A 23855-nucleotide genomic window follows, 5' to 3' on the forward strand; every position below is an offset into this window, starting at 1 on the left:
CGTCTCAGCTGGTGCGCTTGCCGTCGAAACGGCGCATGCGGGTCAGGACGGAGTCGGCGGTCGGGTTGTGCATCTCGTCGACGATCACGCCGTCGGCCAGGAACAGCACCCGGTCCGCGTGGCCGGCGGCCACCGGGTCGTGGGTCACCATGACGATGGTCTGGCCGAGTTCGTCGACCGAGCGGCGCAGGAAGCCGAGCACCTCCGCGCCGGAACGGGAGTCCAGGTTGCCGGTGGGCTCGTCGCCGAAGATGATCTCGGGCCGGGCGGCCAGCGCCCGGGCCACCGCGACGCGCTGCTGCTGGCCGCCGGAGAGCTGCCCGGGCCGGTGCTTGAGCCGGCCGGACAGGCCGACGGTCTCGATCACCTGCTCCAGCCACGCCCGGTCGGGCTTGCGGCCGGCGATGTCCATCGGCAGCGTGATGTTCTCCAGCGCGTTCAGCGTCGGCAGCAGGTTGAACGCCTGGAAGATGAAGCCGATCTTGTCGCGGCGCAGCCGGGTCAGCTGCTTGTCCTTCAGGCCGGTGACCTCGGTGTCACCGATCCAGATCCGCCCCTCGGAGACGCTGTCCAGGCCGGCCAGGCAGTGCATCAGGGTCGACTTGCCGGAGCCCGACGGACCCATGATCGCGGTGAACCGGCCGCGCTCGATGTCCACGTCGACCGCGTTCAGCGCCGTCACCCGGGTCTCGCCCGTCCCGTACGCCTTGGTCACCTGCCGGGCCCGGGCGGCGACGTCGTTCTGCTCGGCTACGGGTGTGAGGTGCGCGGCGCTCGCTGCCGTGGTCACTGCTTGCTCCTTGAGGTGGGGTGGGGTCCGCCCGATGTCCTCAAGCCTCCCGTCTTAACCGCGCCCTTACGTCCTCCACCGGGACGAAGGCCACCACCGGGAAACGCTCCGGGGTCGGGGCCCTCTCCCCTAGGGGTCCGCGCCCCGCGGGGTAAGGGTCCCGATCCCGGTGGTTGACGAACTGTCAGGCCGTGACGGCCAGTTCGGCCCGCGGCTGGAGCGCGGCGGAGAACGCGTCCACCACCGGGGTCAGCAGCACCTCGGTCTCCCGCTCCAGCTCGGTGCCGCCGTCCTCGCGCACCACGATGTGCCGGTCCAGCACGAACCAGCCCTGGGTGATGTGCGCGGCGCCCATCGAGTTCAGCACCGGCCGCAGCGCGTAGTCCACCGCCAGCACGTGCGCGGTGGAGCCGCCGGTGGCCAGCGGAAGAACGGTCTTGCCGCGCAGCGCGTACTGCGGCAGCAGGTCGAGCAGCGCCTTCAGCAGCCCCGAGTAGGCGGCCTTGTACACCGGCGTGCCGATCACCACCGCGTCCGCCCGCTCGAACAGCTCGACGGCGCGGGCTATCGCCGGATCGGCCGTATCGGCGGCCAGCAGCGCCCCGGCGGGCAGCGAGCGGGCGTCCAGCGCCTCCACCCGGTGGCCGTGCGAGACCAGCCGGCGGTCGACGTGGCGCAGCAGCTTCGTGGTGCGGGAGGTCGCGGACGGGGAGCCGGAGACGGAAAGGATCACGGCCATGGAGTCACCTCGGTGCGTACGGCCGCGGGCACGGCGGCCGGAAACGGAAGAAACGGGAACGCGAGGGCGAGGGCGCGGGCTCGCCCGGGGGTGAATGCGCGGCGAGGACTCAGCCGCGACACAGCGAGCAGGACACCCGACCGTGGTCGACGTGCCGCCGACGGGTGAGGACCTTCCGCTGCTCCATGCGGCCATGCAAACACGTGCGGTTTTACCGGGTCAAGGCCGTGTCCGGCCGGTGAACACCGCACCGAACGGTCCGGGCCCTGCATCAAAACGGCCACAAGGAGCCCCCTCCGAGCCGGACGATCACCACGCGGCCCGAGGTTCGGGCATCCTTCCCCTCATGAACACGTGGCAGGAGCGCCCGGGGGGCGGCGCATACGGGCAGGGCGACGCGGCACGCGGCCGGGGCGGGGCGGGCGGGGAGCCGCCGCTGCCTCCGTCGTTGAATCCGCGCGGCACGGGCGTCCCGCTCTCCCGCCCCGACCAGCCCCCGTACGGCGGGCCCAGCAACCCGGGCGGGCCTGGTGCCCCTAGTGACCCTGGCGGCCCTGGCGGCCAGCCTCCGTACGGTGGCCAACCGCCGTACGGGCAGCCGTCGTACGAGCCGGAGCCGAACCCGCGGGGCGACGGCGCCCCGCAGTCGGCCCGGCCGCGCCGCTCGCGCAAGAAGATCATCGGATACTCGGCGCTCGGCCTGGTCCTGGCGCTGCTCACCACCGGGATCGGCACCTACTTCTGGGCCGACGGCAAGCTCCGGCACGAGAACGTGCTCGCCGACTACCCGGGCCGCCCGGCGGCCGGCAAGGGAACGAACTGGCTGATCGTGGGCTCGGACAGCCGCGAGGGCCTCACCGACGCCCAGGAGGACAACCTCCACACCGGCTCCGCCGAGGGCAAGCGCAGCGACTCGATGATGATCCTGCACATCGGCGACCACGGAAACACCCTGATGTCGATCCCGCGCGACTCCTGGGTGCAGATACCCGCCCACCAGGACACCTCCGGCAGCGGAAAGTCCATAGCCGCCAGCACCCACAAGATCAACGCCTCCTTCGCGAGCGGCGGCGGCCGGCTCCTGGTGCAGACCGTCGAGACCAACACCGGCCTGCGGATCGACCACTACGCGGAGATCGGCTTCGCCGGATTCGTCGGCCTGGTCGACGCCGTCGGCGGCGTCGAGATGACCATCGACCAGCCGATCAAGGACAAGGACTCCGGCCTCGACCTCCAGGCCGGCACCCAGACCCTGACCGGCAAGCAGGCCCTCGCCTTCGTCCGCCAGCGGCACCAGATGGCCGACCAGGACCTCGGCCGGATGCGGAACCAGCAGAAGTTCCTCGGCGCCCTCGCCAAGCAGGCCGCCTCCCCCGGCACCCTGCTCAACCCCTTCACCTTCTACCCGCTGGCCTCCGCCGGCCTCGACACCCTGATCGTCGACAACGACGCCGGCCTCACCGACCTCGGCTCGATGTTCCTCGCCATGAAGGGCGTCACCGGCGGCGCCGGCCAGACCATCACCGTCCCGATCGGCAACCCCGACTTCCGCACCCCCACCGGCGAATCCGCCGTCAAGTGGGACCCGACGAAGTCCAAGGCCGTCTTCGACGCGATGAAGAACGACACCGCGGTTCCCGACACGAAGTGACCACCACCGGAGGGCGGGAGGTTTCGAACTCCCGCCCTCCGGCGCGTCGTTGACCCTTCATCAGGCAGCTCGCCGGAACAATGTCCGCCATGTCTCTGGTGACCTCCCTCATCTACCGCCGCCGAAGCCGGCTGTTCGGCCGCCTGGTCCAGGAAGCCCTGGCCCTCTACGGCGTGGAGGTCCCCGCCGCCGCCGAGATCGGCCCCGGCCTGCTCGTCTACCACCGCGGCTTCGGCACCGTCCTGCACCCCTTCACCACCCTCGGCGCGAACGTCACCCTCTACAACGGCGTCACCATCGGCCGCGCCGACCCCTGGGTCCCGCAGGAGGAATCCGCGATGCGACGGGTCGTCCTGGAGGACGGGGTGGTGGTCTGCGCCGGCGCGAAGATCGTCTGCAAGTCGGGCGTCCTCACGGTCGGCGCCGGAACCGTCATCGGCGCGAACGCGGTGCTCACGCGTTCCACTGGGCCCAACGAAATTTGGGCCGGCGCCCCGGCCCGGCGTGTGGGGATGAGGGCGCCGAACCAGGGAGAGCGTGACCAGGGAGAGCACAACCGGGGGCGCTGGGGGTCCCCCCAGCGAAGCGAGGGGGCGGAACTGCGCGGGCAAGGAGCGCACGCCAGCTAGGTCGCGATCAAGTGCAAGTCATTGCCCTACGTCGCGATCTTGCCGACGGGCACCTTCCGCTTCGCGCAGTTCCCCGCGCCCCCGGTTTCGCACCCTCGCAGCTCCCAACGCCCCTGGTGGTTCTCGCCTGCTACGGCAGGTTGCGGGCCATGACGATGCGCTGGACCTGGTTGGTGCCCTCGTAGATCTGGGTGATCTTCGCGTCGCGCATCATCCGCTCCACCGGGTAGTCCCGCGTGTACCCGTACCCGCCCAGCAGCTGCACCGCGTCCGTCGTGACCTCCATCGCCACGTCCGAAGCGAAGCACTTCGCCGACGCCCCGAAGAACGTCAGATCACCGTCACCGCGCTGCGACTTCGCCGCCGCCGCGTACGTCAACTGCCGCGCCGCCTCCAGCTTCATCGCCATGTCCGCCAGCATGAACTGGACGCCCTGGAACTCCGCGATCGCCTTCCCGAACTGCTTGCGCTCCTTCACATAGCCCTTCGCGTAGTCCAGCGCGCCCTGCGCGATGCCCAGCGCCTGCGCGGCGATCGTCACCCGGGTGTGGTCCAGCGTCCGCATCGCCGTCGCGAAACCCGTGCCCTCGGCGCCCATCATCCGGTCCGCCGGGATCCGCACGTTGTCGAAGTACACCTCACGCGTCGGCGAACCCTTGATGCCGAGCTTCTTCTCCGGCGCGCCGAACGACACGCCCTCGTCGCCCTTCTCCACCACGAACGCCGAGATGCCCTTCGACCGCAGCGAGGGGTCGGTCACGGCCATCACCGTGTAGAACTCCGACACACCCGCGTTGGTGATCCACCGCTTCACGCCGTTGAGCACCCAGAAGTCGCCGTCCCGCACCGCCCGGGTCTTCATGCCGGCCGCGTCCGAACCCGCCTCCGGCTCCGACAGGCAGTACGAGAACATGCCCTCACCGCGGGCCAGCGCCCCCAGGTACTTGGCCTTCAGCTCCTCCGAACCGGACAGCTGCACCGGCAGCGAACCCAGCTTGTTCACCGCCGGAATCAGCGACGAGGAGGCGCACACCCGCGCCACCTCCTCGATCACGATCACCGTCGCCAGCGCGTCCGCACCCGCGCCGCCGTACTCCTCCGGCACGTGCACCGCGTGCAGGTCGTTCGCCTGCAGCGCCTCGAGGGCCTCCGAAGGGAACCGCCCCTCCTCGTCCACCGCCGCCGCGAACGGGGCGATCTTCGCCTCCGCCAGCGAACGCACCGCCTCGCGGAGCATGTCGTGCTCCTCGCTCAGTCGGTAGAGGTCGAAGTCCGCTCCGGAGTTACCCGCCATCTGCTCTGCCCCTTGCGATAGTTACCGTTGAGTAATGCCCATCGTAGGCGCGCACGCCGACGTCAGTCGACCTTGTCGCCGAGGGTGTCGCCGCTGGTGCGGTGCTCGGTGAGGTACTCGTCCATCCGGTCGCCGCGCATCGCGTCCCAGAGCAGGCCGGCGGCGCCGTCGTCCATCAGGACGACGGACTGGCCGTCGATGGAGTCGAAGCCGCCGAAGGGGGCGTTCATGAAGTGGACGCCGTCGGGGCGGACCGCGCGCAGGCTCCAGGCGAGGTCATAGAGGTCGCTGTTGCTGAGCCGGTCGTCGACGGAGACCACGTCGCCGACGGTGCCGAGCAGGCCGGTGAGTTTGCCGGGGCTGGAGAGGGTGCCGGAGTTCATGGTGCGGAGCATCAGCGAACGCAGGAAGTTCTGCTGGCGCTTGGTGCGGTCGAGGTCGCCGTTCGGCAGGCCGTGGCGTTCGCGGACGTAGAGCAGGGCCTCGGCGCCGTCCATGTGGTGGGTACCGGCCAGCCATTCGCGGGCGTCGCCCTTGGCCTCGATGGTGCGCGGGATGGTGATGTCGACGCCGCCGACGGCGTCGGTGAGGGCCTGGAAGCCGTTCCAGTCGATCACCGCGATGTGGTCGATCCGGATGTGGGTGAGGTCCTGGACGGTCTGCACCATCAGCGCGGGGCCGCCCCAGGAGTACGCGGCGTTGATCTTCGCCTTGCCGTGGCCGGGGACGGGCACCCAGGTGTCGCGCGGGATGGACACCACGGAGACGGACTTCCGGTCGGCGGAGATGTGCATCAGCATCATGGTGTCGCTGCGCTGGGCGCCCAGCTGCCAGGCGGGGGCCTTGGCGTCCTTGCCGGTGGTGGGCTGGTCGGAGCGGGCGTCCAGGCCGACCAGCAGGAAGGTCTGGCCGGTGTGCGGGACGGCGGTGGGCTGCGCGGCGGTGCCGGTCGGGAAGGCGTTCGGGATCCGGGCCACCGAGGACGCGTAGTGGTCGGCGGTCCACACCAGGGCGCCGAAGCCGGTGCCGAACAGCACCAGCAGCACGACGAGGGTCCACAGCAGCAGCCGGCGGCCCCGGCGGCGGCGCGGCGCCTTCCCGCCCTCGTTCTCCTCACTCGAAGGGTCCTGCTCGTCGTCGCGGTCGAAGATGCTGAGTAACCCCTGGTCCTCGTCGGCCCCGTCGGGCCGCTCCTCGGCAGTCATGCGCGCATTGTGAACCTTCCGTACAGACTTTCGGGGGGAAACCGTGAAATCGGCGGATCCCGCAGGTGGTAGCGGTACCGATACCATCTGTGCGTGCGGCCGTCGCACTGCCTGGAACGGCCCGAACGGAAGGGAACGCCCGTGGCTCCGCGCATCACGGTGATCGGTACCGGCTACCTGGGCGCCACGCATGCCGCGTGCATGGCCGAGCTCGGTTTCGAGGTCCTCGGGCTGGACATCGACCGGGAGAAGCTGGCGTCGCTGGCCGCGGGCCGGGTGCCGATGTTCGAGCCCGGGCTGTCGGAACTGCTGCTGAAGCACGTGGAGGGCCACGAGGGCTCGACCGGGCGGCTGCGGTTCACCGACTCCTGGGAAGAGGTCGCGGCCTTCGGCGACGTGCACTTCATCTGCGTCAACACGCCGCAGCGCAAGGGCGAGTTCGCGGCCGACATGAGCTACGTGGACGCCGCGGTCGACTCGCTCGCCCCGCACCTGGACCGGCCGGTCCTGGTGGTCGGCAAGTCCACCGTGCCGGTGGGCTCGGCGAACCGGCTGGCGGAGCGGCTGGCCGCGCTGGCCCCGGCCGGCGAGCAGGTCGAGCTGGCCTGGAACCCGGAGTTCCTGCGCGAGGGCTACGCCGTCGGCGACACCCTGCACCCGGACCGCCTGGTGGTGGGCGTGCGCAGCGAGCGCGCCGAGCAGCTGCTGCGCGAGGTGTACGCGGGCCCGATCGCGGACGGCGTGCCGTTCGTGGTGACCGACTTCGCGACCGCGGAGCTGGTGAAGGCCGCCGCGAACTCCTTCCTGGCCACCAAGATCTCGTTCATAAACGCGATGGCCGAGGTCTGCGAGAGCGCCGGCGCCGACGTGGTGCAGCTGTCCAAGGCGCTCTCCTACGACGCGCGGATCGGCGGCAAGTTCCTGAACGCCGGGCTGGGCTTCGGCGGCGGCTGCCTGCCCAAGGACATCCGGGCGTTCATGGCCCGGGCCGGGGAGCTGGGCGCCGACCAGGCGCTGACCTTCCTGCGCGAGGTCGACTCGATCAACATGCGGCGCCGCTCCCGGATGGTGGAGCTGGCCCGCGAGCAGTGCGGCGGCGGCTTCCTGGGCCGCCGGGTGGCGGTGCTGGGCGCGGCGTTCAAGCCGAACTCGGACGACATCCGGGACTCGCCGGCCCTGAACGTGGCCGGCCAGATCCAGCTCCAGGGCGCCCAGGTGACGGTCTACGACCCGAAGGCCATGGACAACGCCCGCAAGATGTTCCCCAGCCTGTCGTACGCGGCGTCCGCGCTGGAGGCCGTCCAGGGTGCGCACGTGGTGCTGCACCTCACCGAGTGGCAGGAGTTCCGCGAGCTGGACCCGGCCGAGGTCGGCGCCCTGGTCGCGGAGCGCCGTCTGCTGGACGGCCGCAACGTGCTGGACGGCGACGCCTGGCGGGCCGCCGGCTGGACGTACCGGGCGATGGGCCGGCCGTTCGCGGAATGACCGCGCGGGGCGGCGGGTTCTCACCGGCATGAGCTACGGAGACGACGCCACCGTCCGGAAGATCCTCACCTCCAGCGGCGACACCTGGGCCGTGGTCGGCCTGTCCACCAACACCGCGCGCGCCGCGTACGGGGTGGCGCAGGTGCTGCGGCGGGCCGGCAAGCGGGTCGTGCCGGTGCACCCGAAGGCCGAGACGGTGCTCGGCGAGCAGGGCTACGCCTCGCTCGCCGAGATCCCGTTCCCGGTCGACGTGGTGGACGTGTTCGTCAACTCCGAGCTGGCCGGCGAGGTCGCCGACCAGGCGGTGGCGAAGGGCGCCAAGGCCGTCTGGTTCCAGCTCGGGGTGGTCGACGAGGCCGCCTACGGCCGTACCCGGGCCGCCGGGCTGGACATGGTGATGAACCGCTGCCCGGCGATCGAACTGCCCCGGCTGTGACGCCGGGTCAGACCGCCCGGACGGGGAAGGCGATGTCGCAGACCGGCTCGTCCGGGCCGGCGGCCATGAAGTCGGCGAAGTAGACCTCCCGGCCCGGCCCGGTCCGCTCGGTGTCCGCCGACTCGATCCACCCGCACACCGCGTCGTAGGCGGTGAGGATCTGCGGGAAGTCCACCTGTGCCTTGGTGATCCGGGTGTACGCCTCACGGTGCGCGGGCTCGACCCGGTGCGGGACGGTGACCTCGCCGGCCCGGGCCGGGTCGATCGGCACGCAGACCTCGACCGGGCCGTCGGCGTCCTCGTTGACCTCCCCGTGGTAGATCACGAACGGAGCGGCGACCGTGCCGCCGAGCCCCTCGGCCGTCTTCGTCAGCCTGCTGGTGGCGCCGCCGATGAACTCGTCCAGCTCCTCCGGCCTGGCCCGGCGCTGCTCGGTGAGCACCAGCTGGTCCGGCACCTCGCGCTGTTCGATCCGGTACATCTCGTCGATTCCTTCCAGTCCGCTGAGTTGGATGCGGAGGTGTTCGGCCAGCGCCCGCTGCGAAGCGGTGCGCCGTTCGACGGCCGCCCAGTACGCGGCGACCCGCCCGGCCGCCTCGGCGCTCGGCAGGGCGAGCACCTCGGCGACCGTGGCGAGCGGCATGTCCAGGCCGCGCAGCCGGACGATCAGCCGCGCGGTGCGCAGCCGGCCGGCCCGGTAGTACCGGTAGCCGGTGACCGGGTCGACCACGTCCGGCGGGAGCAGGCCCTGCCGGTCGTACAGCCGCAGCGCCTTCGGCGACAGCAGGCCCCGGCGGGCGAACTCACCCGTGCTGAGCAGCCGTTCTTCCTCCACGCCGGTCAGCGTCGGGCCTGCCCCAGGGGCAGGGTCAAGCCGGTCGTTCATGCGCCGTCCAGCTGCTCCCGGGTGGCGATCGACGGCCCGCGCTCGGACCGCAGGCGGCGGGCCACCGTCTCGGCCTCGCGCAGCGTCCGGACGGCGTTGTGCCAGGTGAGCTTGGCGAGGTCGGCCTCGGACCAGCTGCGGCGCAGGAGTTCGGCGATCAGTACCGGGTAGCCGGCCACGTCGTCCAGGCCGGACGGCAGGAACGGGGTGCCGTCGAAGTCGCCGCCGATGCCGATGTGGTCGATGCCCGCCACCTCGCGCATGTGGTCGAGGTGGTCGGCCACGTCGGCGGCGGTGGCGATCGGGCGCGGGCGCTCGGCCGCGAAGGCCTGCTGCACGGCCATCGCCTCCGGGGAGTTGTCGAACGGGCTGAACCCGTTCGCGGTCATGTTGGCGTCGGCGGCGTACGTCCACTCGATGGCGTCGGCCAGCACGAACATCGGCACGAAGGTGGCCATCGCGACGCCGCCGTTGCCGGGCAGCGCGGCGAGCACGTCGTCGGGGATGTTGCGCGGGTGGTCGCAGACCGCGCGGGAGGAGGAGTGCGAGAAGACCACCGGGGCCTCGGAGACCCGCAGCGCGTCGCGCATGGTGTCGGCGGAGACGTGCGAGAGGTCGACCAGCATGCCGAGCCGGTTCATCTCCCGGACGACCTCCTCGCCGAACTTGGTGAGGCCGCCGTGCACCGGCTCGTCGGTGGCGGAGTCCGCCCACGGCACGTTGGAGTTGTGGGTGAGCGTCAGGTACCGCACACCGAGCTCGTACAGCGCCCGCAGGGTGGCCAGCGAGGAGTTGACGGAGTGTCCGCCCTCGGCGCCCATCAGCGAGGCGATCAGGCCCGCCTCGCGGGCGCTCTCCAGGTCGTCGGCGGTCAGCGCGAGCCGCAGGTGCTCGGGGTACCGCTCGGTCATCGTCCGGACGAAGTCGATCTGCTCCAGCGTCGCGCTGACCGCGCTGTCGCCGGACAGCTCGGCGGGCACGAACACCGACCAGAACTGGGCACCGACCCCGCCCGCCCGCAGGCGGCCGAAGTCGGTGTGCAGCCGGTGGCTCTGATCGGCCGTCAGGTCGATGGCGTCGAGGTCGTAGCCGACCTGGGCGCGCATCGCCCACGGCAGGTCGTTGTGGCCGTCCACCACGGGGGTGGTGCGGAGGACGGCCCTTGCACGGTCGATCAGTTCGGGAGTCATCCCCCCGTTCTACTACTTGCCGAAGCCGAAGGACTCGTTCCCCGCGACCTTGGCCCGAAGCTTGCGCCCCTTCTCGGTCGCCTGGCTGTTCAGCTCGGCCTGGAACTCGACCATCTTCTCCGCCAGTTCGGCGTCGAACGCGGCCAGCATCCGCACCGCGAGCAGGCCCGCGTTGCGCGCCCCCGCCACCGAGACCGTCGCCACCGGCACGCCGGCCGGCATCTGCACGATCGACAGCAGGCTGTCCATCCCGTCCAGGTACCGCAGCGGCACCGGCACCCCGATCACCGGCAGCGGCGTCACCGACGCCAGCATCCCCGGCAGGTGCGCCGCGCCGCCGGCCCCGGCGATGATCGCCTTCAGCCCGCGCCCGTGCGCCTGCTCCCCGTACGCGACCATCTCGCGCGGCATCCGGTGCGCGGACACCACGTCCACCTCGTACGGCACCTCGAACTCGTCGAGCGCCTGCGCGGCGGCCTCCATCACGGGCCAGTCGGAGTCGGAGCCCATCACGATGCCGACAAGGGGGGCCTGAGTCATAGCAATCCTTTCATTGATGCCCCGGTTTCGGCCGGGAGCAAAGTCGCCATCCGACGCAGTGTCAGTGGCAGGTTCTAGCGTGTGGGCTGTGAGTGCCGTTCACGTCAAGCGGGCCTTCAGGTTCCGCTTCCGCCCGACCGATGCGCAGGCGGCCGAGCTGTTGCGCACGTTCGGATGCGTGCGCCTCGTCTACAACCGGGCGCTGGCGGCCCGTTCCGAGGCCTGGGCGGCACGCGGCGAGCGGGTGGGCTACGGCGCGACGTCGGCGATGCTGACGGCGTGGAAACGGACCGAGGAGCTGTCGTTCCTCGCCGAGGTCTCCTCCGTGCCCCTGCAGCAGGCCCTGCGGCACTTGCAGACAGCGTTCACCAACTTCTGGCAGAGGCGGGCGAAACACCCCCGATTCAAATCGAAGAAGCGATCCCGTGACAGCGCCGAGTACACCCGCTCCGCATTCCGCTACCGGGACGGACTGCTGACGCTGGCAAAGATGGCCGAACCGCTCGACATCGTCTGGTCGCGGCCACTGCCCGGGGGCGCCACCCCGTCCACGGTGACCGTCTCGCGGGACGCGGCGGGACGGTGGTTCGTGTCGATGCTGTGCGACGACCCGGGCATCCGGCCACTGCCCGTGCTGGACTCGGCTGTGGGGCTCGATGTCGGCATCACTTCCCTGGTGACGCTCTCCACCGGCGAGAAGATCCCCAACCCGAAGCACGAGCGTGCCGACCGGGAACGCCTGGCCAGGGCCCAGCGAGCCCTCGCGCGCAAAGCTCAGGGATCGGCGAACTGGGAGAAGGCCCGGCGCGAGGTCGCCCGCGTCCACGCGCGAATCGCCGACCGGCGCCGGGACCACCTGCACAAGCTCACCACTCGGCTCGTCCGCGAGAACCAAGCGGTCGTGATCGAGGACCTGACGGTTCGCAGTCTGCTCAGGAACCGGAAGCTGTCCCGCGCTGTCGCGGACTGTTCCTGGAGCGAGTTGCGGGCCATATTGACGTACAAGTGTGTCTGGTACGGCCGTGAGCTGATCACCGTCGACCGGTGGTTCCCCAGCTCCAAGCTGTGCGGCGCGTGCGGAACCGTCCGCGACACCATGCCCCTGACCGTCCGCGACTGGGAGTGCGGCTGCGGCGCGGTCCACGACCGGGACATCAACGCGGCACGCAACATCCTGGCCGCCGGGCTGGCGGCAGCAGCCTGTGGAGACGGCGTAAGACCTCAACGGAGCACTCCGGGCGGGCAGTCGTCGATGAAGCAGGAAGTCGTCCCACCGCCGCGCTCACGCGCGGCGGCTCGGTCGCGAGGCTGAGGGACCCCCTCCGAGGAGGAGGGGAAGGTCAATCGGTGATCGTTCCTCGCAGGTAGGCGGCCGCGTGGCGGGCGCGCTCGCGGACGTCTTCGAGGTCGTCCCCGAAGACGTTGACGTGGCCGACCTTGCGGCCGGGCTTCACGTCCTTTCCGTACATGTGGATCTTGAGGCCGGGGTCGCGGGCCATGCAGTGCAGGAAGGCGTGGTACATGTCGGGGTAGTCGCCGCCGAGGACGTTGACCATGACGGTCCACTTGGCGCGGGGGCGGGGGTCGCCGAGGGGGAGGTCGAGGACGGCCCGGAGGTGGTTCTCGAACTGGGAGGTGACGGCGCCGTCCTGGGTCCAGTGGCCGGAGTTGTGCGGGCGCATGGCGAGTTCGTTGACCAGGATGCGGCCGTCGCGGGTCTGGAAGAGTTCGACCGCGAGGTGGCCGGTGATGTCGAGTTCGCCGGCGATCCGGAGGGCGAGCTGCTGGGCCTCGTCGGAGAGCGCCGGGTCCAGGTCGGGGGCGGGGGCGGTGACTTCGGCGCAGATGCCGTTCTCCTGCACCGACTCGACCACCGGGTAGGCGACGGCCTGGCCGCTGGGCGAGCGCACCACGTTGGCGGCGAGTTCGCGGACGAAGTCGACCTTCTCCTCGGCGAGCACGGGCACGCCGGCCAGGAACGGGGCCGCGGCCTCGGCCTCGCCCTTGACGACCCAGACGCCCTTGCCGTCGTAGCCGCCGCGCACGGTCTTCAGGACGACGGGGTAGCCCACGCCCTCCGCGGCGAACGCGGTGACGTCGGCCGGGTCGGCGACGATCCGATGCCGGGGGCAGGGGACGCCGATGGAGTCGAGCTTGGCCCGCATGACGCCCTTGTCCTGGGCGTTGACCAGCGCGTCCGGCCCGGGGCGGACGGCGACGCCCTCGGCCTGCAGGGCGCGCAGGTGCTCGGTGGGCACGTGCTCGTGGTCGAAGGTGATGACGTCGCAGTCGGCGGCGAAGGCCCGCAGCACGTCGAGGTCGCGGTAGTCGCCGAGCACGGTGGTGCCGACCACCTGCGCGGCCGACTCCTGGGGGGTGTCGGCGAGGAGTTTGAAGCGGATGCCCAGCGGTATACCCGCCTGGTGCATCATGCGGGCGAGCTGCCCGCCGCCGATGACTCCGACCACTGGAAAGTTCGCATTGCCCGCTACAGTCACGCGCTCCAGGATATCCGGGCCGGTCAAAGCCCCAACACCGGCGTGCGGGTGGGGCGTACGCACCGGGCGTGGTACGGAGCACTCAGAAGGGGCGGGTAGCCTGGTGGGCCGGATTGCACGACACCACTTATCCGATCATGTGAAGCACACGGAGCCGCCCGGATGACGAGCACCACAGAATCGCGTCCTTCGTTGTCCCAGCGACTGCGCGGTCTGTCGCTGGAAGCGGTCGGCTTCGCCGTGATCGGCGGCGTCGGTTTCCTGGTGAACCTGGTGGTCTTCACCGCCTGTCTCCAGGCCAGCGGCCTGATCTACTCGGCGGCCGGTGTGATCTCCGGCGCGGTGGCGATCGGCACCAACTATCTGGGCTACCGCTTCTGGCTCTACAAAGACCGCGACGCCGCCTCCCGCAAGCGGGAGATCACGCTGTTCCTGCTGTTCAGCGGCATCGGCCTGCTGATCGAGAACGGCATCCTGGCATTCTCGGTGCACGTGCTCGGCTTCCAGTCGCACTTCAGCCAGGTGATCGCGAAGAACGTGCTCGGCCTGGCGGCGGGCACCGTGTTCCGGTTCATCTCCTACCGCACCTGGGTGTTCAAGGCGATGCCGGAGCTGGAGGACCCCGAGGTGGTGCAGGAGGCCGAGCTGCTGCTGGCCGCCGAGGGCAGCCGTTCCACGCTGGCCAACTGACGCGTCCTCACTCGCCCGCGTAGGCGAGGAACAGTGCGAACACCGGCGGCCGCAGCGACAGCAGTTCGAGGCGGCCGCCGTCGGCTTCCGCGAGGTCGCGGGCGACGGCCAGTCCGATCCCGGTGGAGTTGCGGCCGCTGACGGCCCGTTCGAAGACCCGGTTGCCGAGTTCCCGGGGGACGCCCGGCCCCTCGTCCTGCACCTCGGCGACCACCGAGCTGCCGGAGCGGCGGGCCCGCAGGGTGATGGTGCCGGCGCCGTGCATCAGCGAGTTCTCGATCAGGGTGGCCAGCACCTGGGAGACGGTGCCGGGGGTGCCGATCACCTCGACGTCGCGCAGGCCCTCGACGACCAGCCGGCGTCCGCTGTCGCGCAGCGTCGGGGCCCACTCCTCGACCTGCTGCTTGATGACCTCGTCCAGGCAGAAGCTCACCGCGGTGGGGCTGTTGGGGTCGCGCTGGTTGGTGAGCAGCCGCTGCACCACGTCGGTGAGCCGTTCGACCTGCTGGAGGCCGATGGTGGCCTCCTCGCGGACGGTGTCCGGGTCCTCGGCGAGCGCGGTGATCTCCTCCAGCCGCATGGAGAGCGCGGTGAGCGGGGTGCGCAGCTGGTGGGAGGCGTCGGCGGCGAGCCGGCGTTCGGCGGTGAGCATCCGCGCGATGCGTTCCGCGCTGGTGTCCAACACCTCGGCGATCCGGTCGAGTTCGGGCACGCCGTAGCGGCGGCCCTGCGGCCGGGGGTCGCCGGAGCCGAGCCGTTCGGCGGTCTCGGCGAGGTCGGTGAGCGGGCGGGCCAGCCGCTTGGCCTGCCAGACGGCGAGCGCCACGGCGGCCTGCACGGCCAGCAGCGCGACCACGCCGAGCAGCAGCAGCATGTTGCCGATCTCGTGGTCGAGCGCGGCGCGGGACTGTGCGACGGTGACGGTCTCACCGCTGGCCCCGGACTCGGTGGCGGTCAGCGCCGGCCCCTCGACCGGGCGGCCGAGGACAATCTGCGGCTGTCCGGGGATGTCCACGGTGACGTAGAAGTTCTCGGTCACCACGGCGGCGAACTTCTCACCGGTGACCGGCTCGTTGGCGACGAGCCGGCTCTCCACCAGACCGAGCACCCGGACCGACACCGCGTCCACCCGGTCGTTGGCGGCGTTGGTGATGGACTGCTTCTCGATCAGGGCCAGCGGCACGCAGAACACCGCGACCACCACCAGGACGACGCCCAGCAGTGAGTTGATCATCCTGCGCTTCACGCCGGGTGGACCTTCAGTTCTTCTCGAAACGGAAGCCGACGCCGCGCACGGTGGCGATGTAGCGCGGGTTGGCGGCGTCGTCGCCGAGCTTCTTGCGCAGCCAGGAGATGTGCATGTCCAGGGTCTTGGTGGAGGTCCACCAGGTGGTGTCCCAGACCTGGCGCATGATCTCCTCGCGGGTGACCACTCGTCCGGCGTCCCGCACCAGCACCCGCAGCAGCTCGAACTCCTTGGCGGAGAGGGTGAGTTCCTCCTCGCCGAGCCAGGCGCGGTGCGACTCGATGTCGATCTTCACGCCGTGCGCGCCGGTGGTGAGCTGGTCGACGTTGCCGCGCCGGAGCAGGGCGCGGACCCGGGCGAGCAGCTCGGCCAGCCGGAACGGCTTGGTGACGTAGTCGTCGGCGCCGGCGTCCAGGCCGACGACGGTGTCCACCTCGTCCGCGCGGGCGGTGAGCACCAGGACCGGGAAGCTCTTGCCGTCGGCACGCAGCCGCCGGCACACCTCCAGGCCGTCCATCTCGGGAAGCCCGAGGTCCAGCACGATCAGGTCGACGTCCTCGCTGAGGCCGGCGCCCAGGGCGGCCGGTCCGTCCTCGCGGACGAGCACCTCGTAGCCCTCGCGGCGCAGGGCGCGGGCCAGCGGTTCGGAGATTGCCGGGTCGTCCTCGGCCAGCAGCACACAGGTCATAGGGGCGATGGTAGACCGCTCGGGCACGCCTGATCAGGGGGTCTTCGGGGGTTGTGACGCGCCCTACTTGACCGCTGTGAACACTGTCACAGGGCGTGATCGATTTGCGTTTGCGGGCATCTTCCGCAACAACTGCGCTTACATGGACATTCTTCGCACGAGCCTTGTCATCGCAGGCAATTCTCCTGCCTGAGCATCGAAAGGCGCAGTGCAATGACACTCCGCTTTACCTTCTGAATACCATTCACGCTCCGCAGTCAACCGAACTCGCGACTTACAGTGGTGGAGAACCCGAGCAAGACAGGCAAGGAAACAGCATGGCTTCGAGCACCCTGGAGTCAGAGGTAGGGACCTCCCCCGGTAACGGACGGACCTTCCTCGGCCACCCCCGCGGCCTCGCCACCCTCTTCATGACGGAGACGTGGGAGCGCTTCAGCTTCTACGGCATGCGCGCTCTGCTGGTGGTCTACATGTCCGCCAAGGCGGCCGACGGCGGCCTGGAGATGCAGGTCGCCACCGCCACCGCGGTCTACTCCGTGTACAACGCGATGGTCTACCTGCTCGCGCTGCCCGGCGGCTGGATCGCCGACCGGCTGCTCGGCGCCAGGCGCACCGTCGCCCTCGGCGGCGCGATCATCATGGTCGGCCACTTCCTGCTCGCCGTGCCCGCCTCGGCGTCGTTCTTCGCCGGCCTGGTCTTCATCGCGGTCGGCTCCGGCCTGCTGAAGGCCAACATCTCGACCATGGTCGGCCACCTCTACGACGGGCCCAACGACCCGCGCCGGGACGGCGGCTTCACGATCTTCTACATGGGCATCAACCTCGGTGCCTTCCTCGCGCCGCTGGCCATCGGCACCGTCGGCCAGAAGGTCGACTGGCACCTGGGCTTCGCGATGGCCGGCGTCGGCATGGCCCTCGGCCTGATCCAGTACCTGCTGGGCACCCGCCACCTCAGCCCGCGCTCCAGCGTGGTCAGCGCCCCGATCACCCCCGACGAGCGCCGCAACGTGCTGCGCAAGGCCGGCCTGTGGCTGGCCGCCGCCGCGGTGTTCTACGGCGTGGTCGTCGGCACCGGCAACTTCAGCGTCGACTGGGCGATCTGGCCGCTCTCGCTGGCCGGCATCGCCGTCCCCGTCCTGGTCTTCAGCCGGATCCGCCGCGACCCCGACCTGACCGGCGAGGAGCGCTCGCGGATGAGCGGCTACCTGTGGTTCTTCGCCGCCGCCGCGGTGTTCTGGATGATCTACGACCAGTCCGGTTCGACGCTCAGCGTGTTCGCCGACCGCAACACCGCCGGCAGCCTGTTCGGCTTCTCGTTCCCGTCCAGCTGGTTCCAGTCGCTGAACCCGCTGTACATCATGGCGCTCGCCCCGGTGTTCGCCTGGCTGTGGAACGCCGCCGCCCGCCGCAACCGCAACCCCTCCACCACCTCCAAGTTTGCCTTCGGCCTGCTGATGATCGGCGTGTCGTTCCTGGTGATGATGCTGGCGATGGCGGCGGCCGACGGCGGCGCCAAGGTCACCCCGCTGTGGCTGGCGATGGTCTACCTGATCCAGACCACCGGCGAGCTCACCCTCTCCCCCGTCGGCCTGTCCGTCACCACCAAGCTGGCGCCCGCCAAGTACGCCAGCCAGATGATGGGCATCTGGTTCCTCGCGGTCACCGCCGGCGACTGCGTGGCCGCCCTGGCCCAGCTGGCGCTGGGCGACAGCGTGGTCGGCTCCACCTGGTACTTCGCCGTCCAGGGCCTGCTGGCCATCGCCGCCGGCGTCGGCCTGTTCGCCGCCCGCGGCCGGGTCGGCAAGCTGATGGGCGACGTTCGCTAGGCCTGTCCGGCCGATCCCGGTCGGATCGCCCCCCAGCCCTTCGGAGCTGGGGGGCGATTCGGTGTTCCGCCCCCGGCGGCGGAACCCTACGATGCGCAGATGTGCTTCCGTCGAATCAGTTCGAGCCGGCACTTCGTCTGCCTGGCCTGCCGGGCCTCCTGCAAGAAGAGGTCGGAGCCGCGGCGAGTGCACCACTGCCCGCGGTGCCGGGGCGAGCTGATCGACGCAGGCCACGACCTCGCCGTGCCGGCCCGCCGCGACACCGCCGGCTGGCGCGCGCTCACCGCGCTGCTGAACGCCGGAGTCACCTTCCACTCGTCCTGCTGCGACGGCCCCGGCTGGCGGCCCCGTACCCCTCGCGAGGTCAGGACGCGGCTGGCGGCCTCGGCCGGCACCGGGATCCCCGCGTCCACGGCACTCACCACCCTGGACCTGGACGAGCCGGCGGCGAAGAAGCGTCCCCGCCGCTGACACCCGGCGACCCGCCTCGCGTCGGCCACCGCCCTTGAAGGCGGCACTAGACCTTCCGGACCCCGCCCTGCCAGACGGCGGCGGTCAACGGGACGCCCGGACGGTACGCCAGGTGCACGTGCGACGGCGCGTCCAGCAGCAGCAGGTCCGCCCGGGCACCCGGGGAGACCCGGCCCACGTCGGTGCGGCGCAGCGCCAGCGCCCCGCCCGCGGTGGCGGCGTGCACCGCCTCGTCGGGGGTCATGCCCATCTCGCGCACCGCGACGGCCAGGCAGAACGGCATCGAGCTGGTGAAGCTGGAACCCGGGTTGCAGTCCGTGGACAGCGCGACCCGCGCCCCGGCGTCCAGCAGCCGCCGGGCGTCCGGGTAGGGCGCCCGGGTGGAGAACTCCGCGCCCGGCAGCAGGGTGGCCACCGTGTCACCGTCGGCCAGCGCCGCCACGTCCTGGTCGGTCAGGTGCGTGCAGTGGTCGGCGGACGCCGCGCCCAGCTCCACCGCGAGCTGCACGCCCGGACCGAAGCTCAGCTGGTTGGCGTGGATCCGCGGCCGCAGCCCCTTCGCCATCCCCGCCGTCAGCACCGCCCGCGCCTGGTCGCCGTCGAACGCCCCGCGCTCGCAGAACACGTCCACCCACCGCGCGAACGGGGCGCACGCCTCCAGCATCTCCCCCGTCACCAGCTCGACGTACCCCGCCGGGTCCTCCGCGAACTCGGGGCCCACCACGTGCGCCCCGAGGTACGTCGTCTCCTGCGTGTGCCCCGCCGCGATCCGGAGCGACCGCGCCTCGTCGACGGTGCTCAGCCCGTACCCCGACTTCACCTCCACCGTCGTGGTGCCCTGCCGCAACATCTCCGACAGGTAGCGGGTCAGGTTCGCGTTCAGCTCGGCGTCGGACGCGGCCCTGGTCGCCGCCACCGTGGTCCGGATCCCCCCGGCCGAGTACGGACGGCCCGACATCCGCGCGTTGAACTCCGCGGTGCGGTCCCCGGCGAACACCAGATGCGAGTGACTGTCCACGAACCCGGGCAGCAACGCCCGCCCGGCGGCGTCGAAGCTCTCGTCCGCGGCGGGGGCATCGCCGCTCCGCCCCACCCACACCACCCGATCGCCCTCAATGACCACGGCGGCGTCGGCCAGCAGCCCGAGCGGCCCGTCCCCGAGCTCCGGGTCGTTGGTCACCAGTGAACCGATGTTGTTGATCAGCAGACTCATGAAGGTCGTTGTCCTCAAGTGGTGTTCCGGCCCCACTCAACCCCCGCGCCCCGTCAGGGGCGCGGGGAACTGCGCGAGGCGGAAGGTGAACGTCGGTGAGGTCGCGCCTCAGGGAGTTTCGCTACCGCAGTGCGCCCACAGCGTCGGCCAGCTGCCCGGCAACGTCCGGCACAAGCTGGTGCACCCCGTCCTTGACGATGTGCCGCCCGCCCACCACCAGGTGCCGCACGTCCGCCGCACTCGCCGCGAACACCGCGATCTCCGCACCCAGTTCCGGGGGCGCGCCCGCCGTCCGCACACTGTCCAGCGCGACCACGCAGAAGTCGGCCAGTGCGCCCGCCTCCAGCCGCCCGGCCTCGGACCAGCCCAGCGAGGCGTGCCCGTCCGCCGTGCCGGCCCGGAGCAGCGCGTTCGCCGTCCAGTGACCACGGGTCCGGGTGCGCAGCCGTTCGTCGAGTTCCAGCGCGCGGGCCTCTTCGAACGGGTCGATGACGGCGTGGCTGTCGGAGCCGAGGCTGATCGGGCAGCCTGCGGCGGCCAGCCGCTTGGCGGGGCCGATGCCGTCGGCGAGGTCCCGTTCGGTGGTGGGGCACATGCAGATGGTGGTGGTGCTGTCGGAGAGGAGGCGGATGTCCTCGTCGGTCAGGTGCGTCGCGTGGACGGCCGAGGTGCGCGGTCCGAGGACGCCGTGGTCGGCGAGCAGCCGGGTGGGGGTGACGCCGTGCGCGGCGAGGCAGGCGTCGTTCTCGGCGGTCTGTTCGGAGAGGTGGACGTGCAGCGGGGCCTTTCGCATCGCGGAGAAGTGCGCGACGGTGCCGAGCTGTTCGGCGGGGACGGCCCGCACGGAGTGCACCGCGGCGCCGATCCGGGCGTGTTCCGCGCCGGTCAGCGACGAGACCCGGGAAGCCCAGGATTCGGCGTCACCGTCGGAGAACCGGAGTTGGGTCTCGGTGGGTTCGGCGCCGAAGCCGGAGGACAGGTAGCAGGTGTCGAGCAGGGTGATCCGGATGCCGGCCCGTTGCGCGGCCTCGATCAGCGCCTCGCCCATCGCGTTCGGGTTGTCGTACCGGACGCCGCCGGGCGCGTGGTGCAGGTAGTGGAACTCGCCGACGGCGGTGATGCCGGCCAGCGCCATCTCGGCGTAGGTGGCGGTGGCGAGCGCCAGGTAGGTGTCGGGGTCGAGCGCGGAGGCGACCCGGTACATGGTGTCGCGCCAGGTCCAGAACGTCCCCGATCCGACCTGCACGCTGGACCGCAGTGCCCGGTGGAAGGCGTGCGAGTGCGCGTTCGCCTGCCCGGGCAGGGCGAGTCCGGCCAGCCGGACCGCCCCGGCGGGGCAGGGCCCGCTCTCGGGGGTGACCTTGGCGATCCGCCCGCCGGGGCCGACGGCGATCAGTACGTCGCGTCGGACCGCGTGGCCGTCGGCGTGCGGCAGCCAGGCGTGTTCGGCCCAGTACGTCACGACGGGCGGCATGCGAGGTCCTCCAGTACGTCGGCGAGGGCGGCGACGCCCGCGTGGCAGTCGGCCTGCTCGGCGTGTTCGGCCGGGGAGTGCGAGACACCGGTGGGGTTCCGTACGAACAGCATGGCGGTCGGGACGGTGGACGCCAGGATTCCGGCGTCGTGTCCCGCTCCGGTGGGCAGCACGGGGGCGTGCAGCAGCCCGGCCAGGTGGTCGCGGAGCGGGCCGTCGAAGTCGACGACGGGGGTGAAGGATTCGCGGGTGAGGGTGACCCGGACGCCGTCGCGGTCGCCGCGTTCGACCGCCAACTTCTCGATGGCGTCGACGAGTTCACCGAGCGTCGCCTCGTCGGCCGCCCGCGAGTCGAGCCAGCCGCGGACGAGTGAGGCGATGGCGTTGGTGCCGTTGGGTTCGACGGCGACCTTGCCGAAGGTGGCGAGCGCCCCGGCGAGGCGGGCCTTCTTGCGGGCGCCGAGGACGGTGGTGGCGTAGGTGAGCATCGGGTCACGGCGGTCGGCGAGCCGGGTGGTGCCGGCGTGGTTGGCCTCGCCGTGGAAGTCGAACCGCCAACGGCCGTGCGGCCAGATCGCGCTGGCCACGCCGACCGGCTGTTCGTCCGTCAGCCACCGGCCCTGTTCGATGTGGAGTTCGACGAACGCGCCGATCCGGCCGAGCAGTTCGGGGTCGGGGCCGATCTGCGCCGGGTCGTGGCCGGCCTTGAGCATCGCGTCGGCCAGCCACACTCCGTCGGCGTCGCGCAGCCGGTAGGCGGCGTCCCGGTCGAGGACGCCGGTGGCGAGCCGGCTGCCCACGCAGGCGACGCCGAACCGGGCGCCCTCCTCGTCGCCGAAGTTGGTGATCGCCAGCGGGCGGGTCAACTCGGTGCCGCGCGAGCGGAGTTCGTCGAGTGCGGCGAACGAGGAGATCACGCCGAGCGGGCCGTCGTAGGCGCCGCCGTCGGGGACGGAGTCCAGGTGCGAGCCGGTGACGACGGCGTTCCCGGCGGTCGGGTCGCCGAGCCAGGCCCACTGGTTGCCGTTGCGGTCCATCTCGTAGTGCAGGCCGCGGGCGCGGGCCTGCTCCTCGAACCAGGACCGGCATTCGGCGTCGGCGGAGTTCCAGGCGTACCGGCGGTAGCCGCCGGAGGAGGCGGAGCGGCCCACGGGGAGCAGCTCCGCCCACATCGCGTCGAAGCCCTCGGTCACAGCTCGGCCATCGGGACGCGAACGCCCCGCTCCTGAGCAACTTCCGAGGCCCGGTCGTAGCCGGCGTCCACGTGCCGGATGACGCCCATGCCGGGGTCGTTGGTGAGGACGCGGCGGATCTTCTCGCCGGCCAGCGCGGTGCCGTCGGCGACGGTGACCTGACCGGCGTGGATGGAGCGGCCGATGCCGACGCCGCCGCCGTGGTGGATGGACACCCAGGACGCGCCGGAGGCGACGTTGACCATGGCGTTGAGCAGCGGCCAGTCGGCGATCGCGTCGGAGCCGTCGAGCATCGCCTCGGTCTCCCGGTAGGGGGAGGCGACGGAGCCGCAGTCGAGGTGGTCGCGGCCGATCACGATCGGGGCGGACAGCTCGCCGGACGCCACCATGTCGTTGAACCGCTCGCCGGCCTTGTCGCGTTCGCCGTAGCCGAGCCAGCAGATCCGCGCGGGCAGGCCCTGGAAGTGCACCTTCTCCTGGGCCATCTTGATCCAGCGGTGCAGCGACTCGTTCTCCGGGAACAGGTCGAGGACGGCCTTGTCGGTCTTGTGGATGTCCTTCGGGTCGCCGGACAGCGCGGCCCAGCGGAACGGGCCCTTGCCCTCGCAGAACAGCGGCCGGATGTACGCGGGGACGAAGCCGGGGAACGCGAACGCCCGGTCGTAACCGGCGAGCTGGGCTTCGCCGCGGATCGAGTTGCCGTAGTCGAAGACCTCCGCGCCGCGGTCCTGGAAGCCGACCATGGCCTCCACGTGCCGGGCCATCGACTCGCGGGCGCGCTGGGTGAACTCGGCGGGCTTCTCGGCCGCGTAGGTCGCCATGTCCTCGAAGGCGACGCCGGTCGGCAGGTAGGCCAGCGGGTCGTGGGCGCTGGTCTGGTCGGTGACGATGTCGATCGGGGCGTCCATCGCGAGCAGCTGCGGCAGCAGGTCGGCGGCGTTGCCGAGCAGGCCGATGGAGAGCGGCTGCCGCTTGTCGCGGGCCTCGGTGGCGAGCTGCAGCGCGTGGTCGAGGCTCGATGCCTCGACGTCGAGGTAGCGGTGCTCGATCCGGCGGGAGATCCGGGACGGGTCACAGTCGATGCAGATCGCCACGCCGCCGTTCATGGTGACGGCGAGCGGCTGGGCGCCGCCCATGCCGCCGAGGCCGGCGGTGAGGGTGATCGTGCCTTCCAGCGTCCCGCCGAAGCGCTTGTTGGCGACGGCCGCGAAGGTCTCGTAGGTGCCCTGGAGGATGCCCTGGGTGCCGATGTAGATCCACGAACCGGCGGTCATCTGGCCGTACATGGTGAGGCCGAGCGACTCCAGGCGGCGGAACTCCTCCCAGTTCGCCCAGTCGCCGACCAGGTTGGAGTTGGCGATCAGCACCCGGGGCGCCCACTCGTGGGTCTGCATGACGCCGACCGGCCGACCGGACTGGACCAGCATGGTCTCGTCCTGCTTGAGGCCCTGCAGGGTCTTCACCATGGCGTCGAAGGAACGCCAGTCGCGGGCGGCCTTTCCGGTGCCGCCGTAGACCACCAGCTTGGACGGGTGCTCGGCGACCTCCGGGTCGAGGTTGTTCATCAGCATCCGCAGGGCGGCTTCCTGCTGCCAGCCCTGCGTGCTCAGCCCGGTGCCCCGCGCCGCGCGAACCTCGCGCGGGCCGCTCGCCTGCTCTGCCATGGACCAGCCTCCTTGCGGATGGATTCATTCACAATCAAGCAGAGTGA

22 protein-coding genes are annotated in these 23855 nt (G+C 71.2%); 8 read left to right on the plus strand and 14 right to left on the minus strand.

From position 1 onward, the window contains the following. Positions 1-4: 4 nt before the first annotated feature. Positions 5-790 carry an ABC transporter ATP-binding protein gene (locus ACFYST_RS30875; RefSeq protein ID WP_387867095.1) on the minus strand — a complete coding sequence of 262 codons (786 nt, stop codon included), beginning with the start codon at positions 788-790 and terminating at the stop codon, positions 5-7. Between the two features lie 184 nt (positions 791-974). Further along, positions 975-1529 (minus strand): NADPH-dependent FMN reductase, encoded by a 555-nt coding sequence (gene ssuE / locus ACFYST_RS30880; RefSeq protein WP_387644899.1) that lies wholly within the window; start codon positions 1527-1529, stop codon positions 975-977. Positions 1530-1875: 346 nt separating this feature from the next. On the opposite strand from ssuE, the gene ACFYST_RS30885 reads away from it, so the two are divergent. Continuing rightward, a complete protein-coding gene (locus tag ACFYST_RS30885; protein WP_387867097.1) occupies positions 1876-3180 on the plus strand; it encodes an LCP family protein in 1305 nt (434 codons plus the stop codon). Between the two features lie 89 nt (positions 3181-3269). Then, positions 3270-3809 (plus strand): serine O-acetyltransferase, encoded by a 540-nt coding sequence (locus ACFYST_RS30890; protein WP_387867099.1) that lies wholly within the window; start codon positions 3270-3272, stop codon positions 3807-3809. Positions 3810-3939: 130 nt separating this feature from the next. On the opposite strand, the gene ACFYST_RS30895 is transcribed toward ACFYST_RS30890, so the two are convergent. Both ACFYST_RS30895 and ACFYST_RS30900 read right to left on the minus strand, forming a co-directional pair. Then, entirely contained in the window at positions 3940-5103 is a 1164-nt protein-coding gene (locus ACFYST_RS30895; protein ID WP_387867101.1) for an acyl-CoA dehydrogenase family protein, read from the minus strand. Between the two features lie 62 nt (positions 5104-5165). Then, entirely contained in the window at positions 5166-6308 is a 1143-nt protein-coding gene (locus ACFYST_RS30900; protein ID WP_387867103.1) for an LCP family protein, read from the minus strand. Positions 6309-6449: 141 nt separating this feature from the next. Here ACFYST_RS30900 and ACFYST_RS30905 point away from each other — a divergent pair, with 141 nt between their 5' ends. Further along, a complete protein-coding gene (locus ACFYST_RS30905) occupies positions 6450-7793 on the plus strand; it encodes a UDP-glucose dehydrogenase family protein (protein WP_387867105.1) in 1344 nt (447 codons plus the stop codon). A 28-nt stretch (positions 7794-7821) separates the two neighbouring features. Then, complete coding sequence (locus ACFYST_RS30910; RefSeq protein WP_387867107.1) at positions 7822-8229, plus strand: CoA-binding protein; 408 nt, start codon at positions 7822-7824, stop codon at positions 8227-8229. Between the two features lie 7 nt (positions 8230-8236). On the opposite strand, the gene ACFYST_RS30915 is transcribed toward ACFYST_RS30910, so the two are convergent. From ACFYST_RS30915 to purE, 3 genes are read right to left on the minus strand one after another with little or no spacing between them, the layout of a single operon-like run. Continuing rightward, complete coding sequence (locus ACFYST_RS30915) at positions 8237-9064, minus strand: MerR family transcriptional regulator (RefSeq protein WP_387867108.1); 828 nt, start codon at positions 9062-9064, stop codon at positions 8237-8239. A gap of 47 nt (positions 9065-9111) precedes the next feature. Beyond that, entirely contained in the window at positions 9112-10305 is a 1194-nt protein-coding gene (locus ACFYST_RS30920; protein ID WP_387867110.1) for a dipeptidase, read from the minus strand. A 12-nt stretch (positions 10306-10317) separates the two neighbouring features. After that, positions 10318-10845 (minus strand): 5-(carboxyamino)imidazole ribonucleotide mutase, encoded by a 528-nt coding sequence (gene purE / locus ACFYST_RS30925; RefSeq protein WP_387644877.1) that lies wholly within the window; start codon positions 10843-10845, stop codon positions 10318-10320. Between the two features lie 58 nt (positions 10846-10903). Here purE and ACFYST_RS30930 point away from each other — a divergent pair, with 58 nt between their 5' ends. Then, the gene (locus ACFYST_RS30930; protein ID WP_387867112.1) at positions 10904-12157 is read left to right on the plus strand and encodes an RNA-guided endonuclease InsQ/TnpB family protein; all 1254 of its coding nucleotides are present in this window, start codon (positions 10904-10906) and stop codon (positions 12155-12157) included. Positions 12158-12185: 28 nt separating this feature from the next. Here ACFYST_RS30930 and ACFYST_RS30935 read toward each other — a convergent pair whose 3' ends face one another. Continuing rightward, positions 12186-13343: a 5-(carboxyamino)imidazole ribonucleotide synthase gene (locus tag ACFYST_RS30935; protein WP_387867114.1), complete on the minus strand. Its 1158-nt coding sequence runs from the start codon at positions 13341-13343 to the stop codon at positions 12186-12188. 162 nt (positions 13344-13505) lie between these two features. Here ACFYST_RS30935 and ACFYST_RS30940 point away from each other — a divergent pair, with 162 nt between their 5' ends. Next, the gene (locus tag ACFYST_RS30940; RefSeq protein ID WP_387644870.1) at positions 13506-14033 is read left to right on the plus strand and encodes a GtrA family protein; all 528 of its coding nucleotides are present in this window, start codon (positions 13506-13508) and stop codon (positions 14031-14033) included. 7 nt (positions 14034-14040) lie between these two features. Here ACFYST_RS30940 and ACFYST_RS30945 read toward each other — a convergent pair whose 3' ends face one another. Further along, on the minus strand, positions 14041-15279 hold the full coding sequence (locus ACFYST_RS30945) for an ATP-binding protein (protein WP_387644867.1): 1239 nt from the start codon (positions 15277-15279) through the stop codon (positions 14041-14043). Positions 15280-15292: 13 nt separating this feature from the next. After that, positions 15293-15967, minus strand: a complete 675-nt coding sequence (locus ACFYST_RS30950) for a response regulator transcription factor (protein WP_014136090.1) — start codon at positions 15965-15967, stop codon at positions 15293-15295. A 317-nt stretch (positions 15968-16284) separates the two neighbouring features. On the opposite strand from ACFYST_RS30950, the gene ACFYST_RS30955 reads away from it, so the two are divergent. Both ACFYST_RS30955 and ACFYST_RS30960 read left to right on the plus strand, forming a co-directional pair. Then, positions 16285-17793: a peptide MFS transporter gene (locus ACFYST_RS30955; RefSeq protein ID WP_387867117.1), complete on the plus strand. Its 1509-nt coding sequence runs from the start codon at positions 16285-16287 to the stop codon at positions 17791-17793. A gap of 99 nt (positions 17794-17892) precedes the next feature. After that, positions 17893-18264 carry a hypothetical protein gene (locus tag ACFYST_RS30960; RefSeq protein ID WP_387644862.1) on the plus strand — a complete coding sequence of 124 codons (372 nt, stop codon included), beginning with the start codon at positions 17893-17895 and terminating at the stop codon, positions 18262-18264. A gap of 46 nt (positions 18265-18310) precedes the next feature. Here the strand turns inward: ACFYST_RS30960 and hutI are convergent, their stop codons facing one another. From hutI to hutU, 4 genes are all read right to left on the minus strand, one after another. Next, positions 18311-19477: an imidazolonepropionase gene (hutI, locus tag ACFYST_RS30965; RefSeq protein WP_387867119.1), complete on the minus strand. Its 1167-nt coding sequence runs from the start codon at positions 19475-19477 to the stop codon at positions 18311-18313. Positions 19478-19598: 121 nt separating this feature from the next. After that, positions 19599-20951, minus strand: a complete 1353-nt coding sequence (locus tag ACFYST_RS30970; RefSeq protein ID WP_387867122.1) for a formimidoylglutamate deiminase — start codon at positions 20949-20951, stop codon at positions 19599-19601. Next, positions 20936-22123, minus strand: a complete 1188-nt coding sequence (locus tag ACFYST_RS30975; RefSeq protein ID WP_387867209.1) for an allantoate amidohydrolase — start codon at positions 22121-22123, stop codon at positions 20936-20938. The genes ACFYST_RS30970 and ACFYST_RS30975 overlap by 16 nt, the downstream gene beginning before the upstream one ends. A gap of 17 nt (positions 22124-22140) precedes the next feature. After that, positions 22141-23808 (minus strand): urocanate hydratase, encoded by a 1668-nt coding sequence (gene hutU, locus ACFYST_RS30980; RefSeq protein ID WP_387644854.1) that lies wholly within the window; start codon positions 23806-23808, stop codon positions 22141-22143. Positions 23809-23855: the final 47 nt, after the last annotated feature.

This window comes from Kitasatospora sp. NPDC004614, from assembly GCF_042873675.1.
Lineage (GTDB): Bacteria > Actinomycetota > Actinomycetes > Streptomycetales > Streptomycetaceae > Kitasatospora.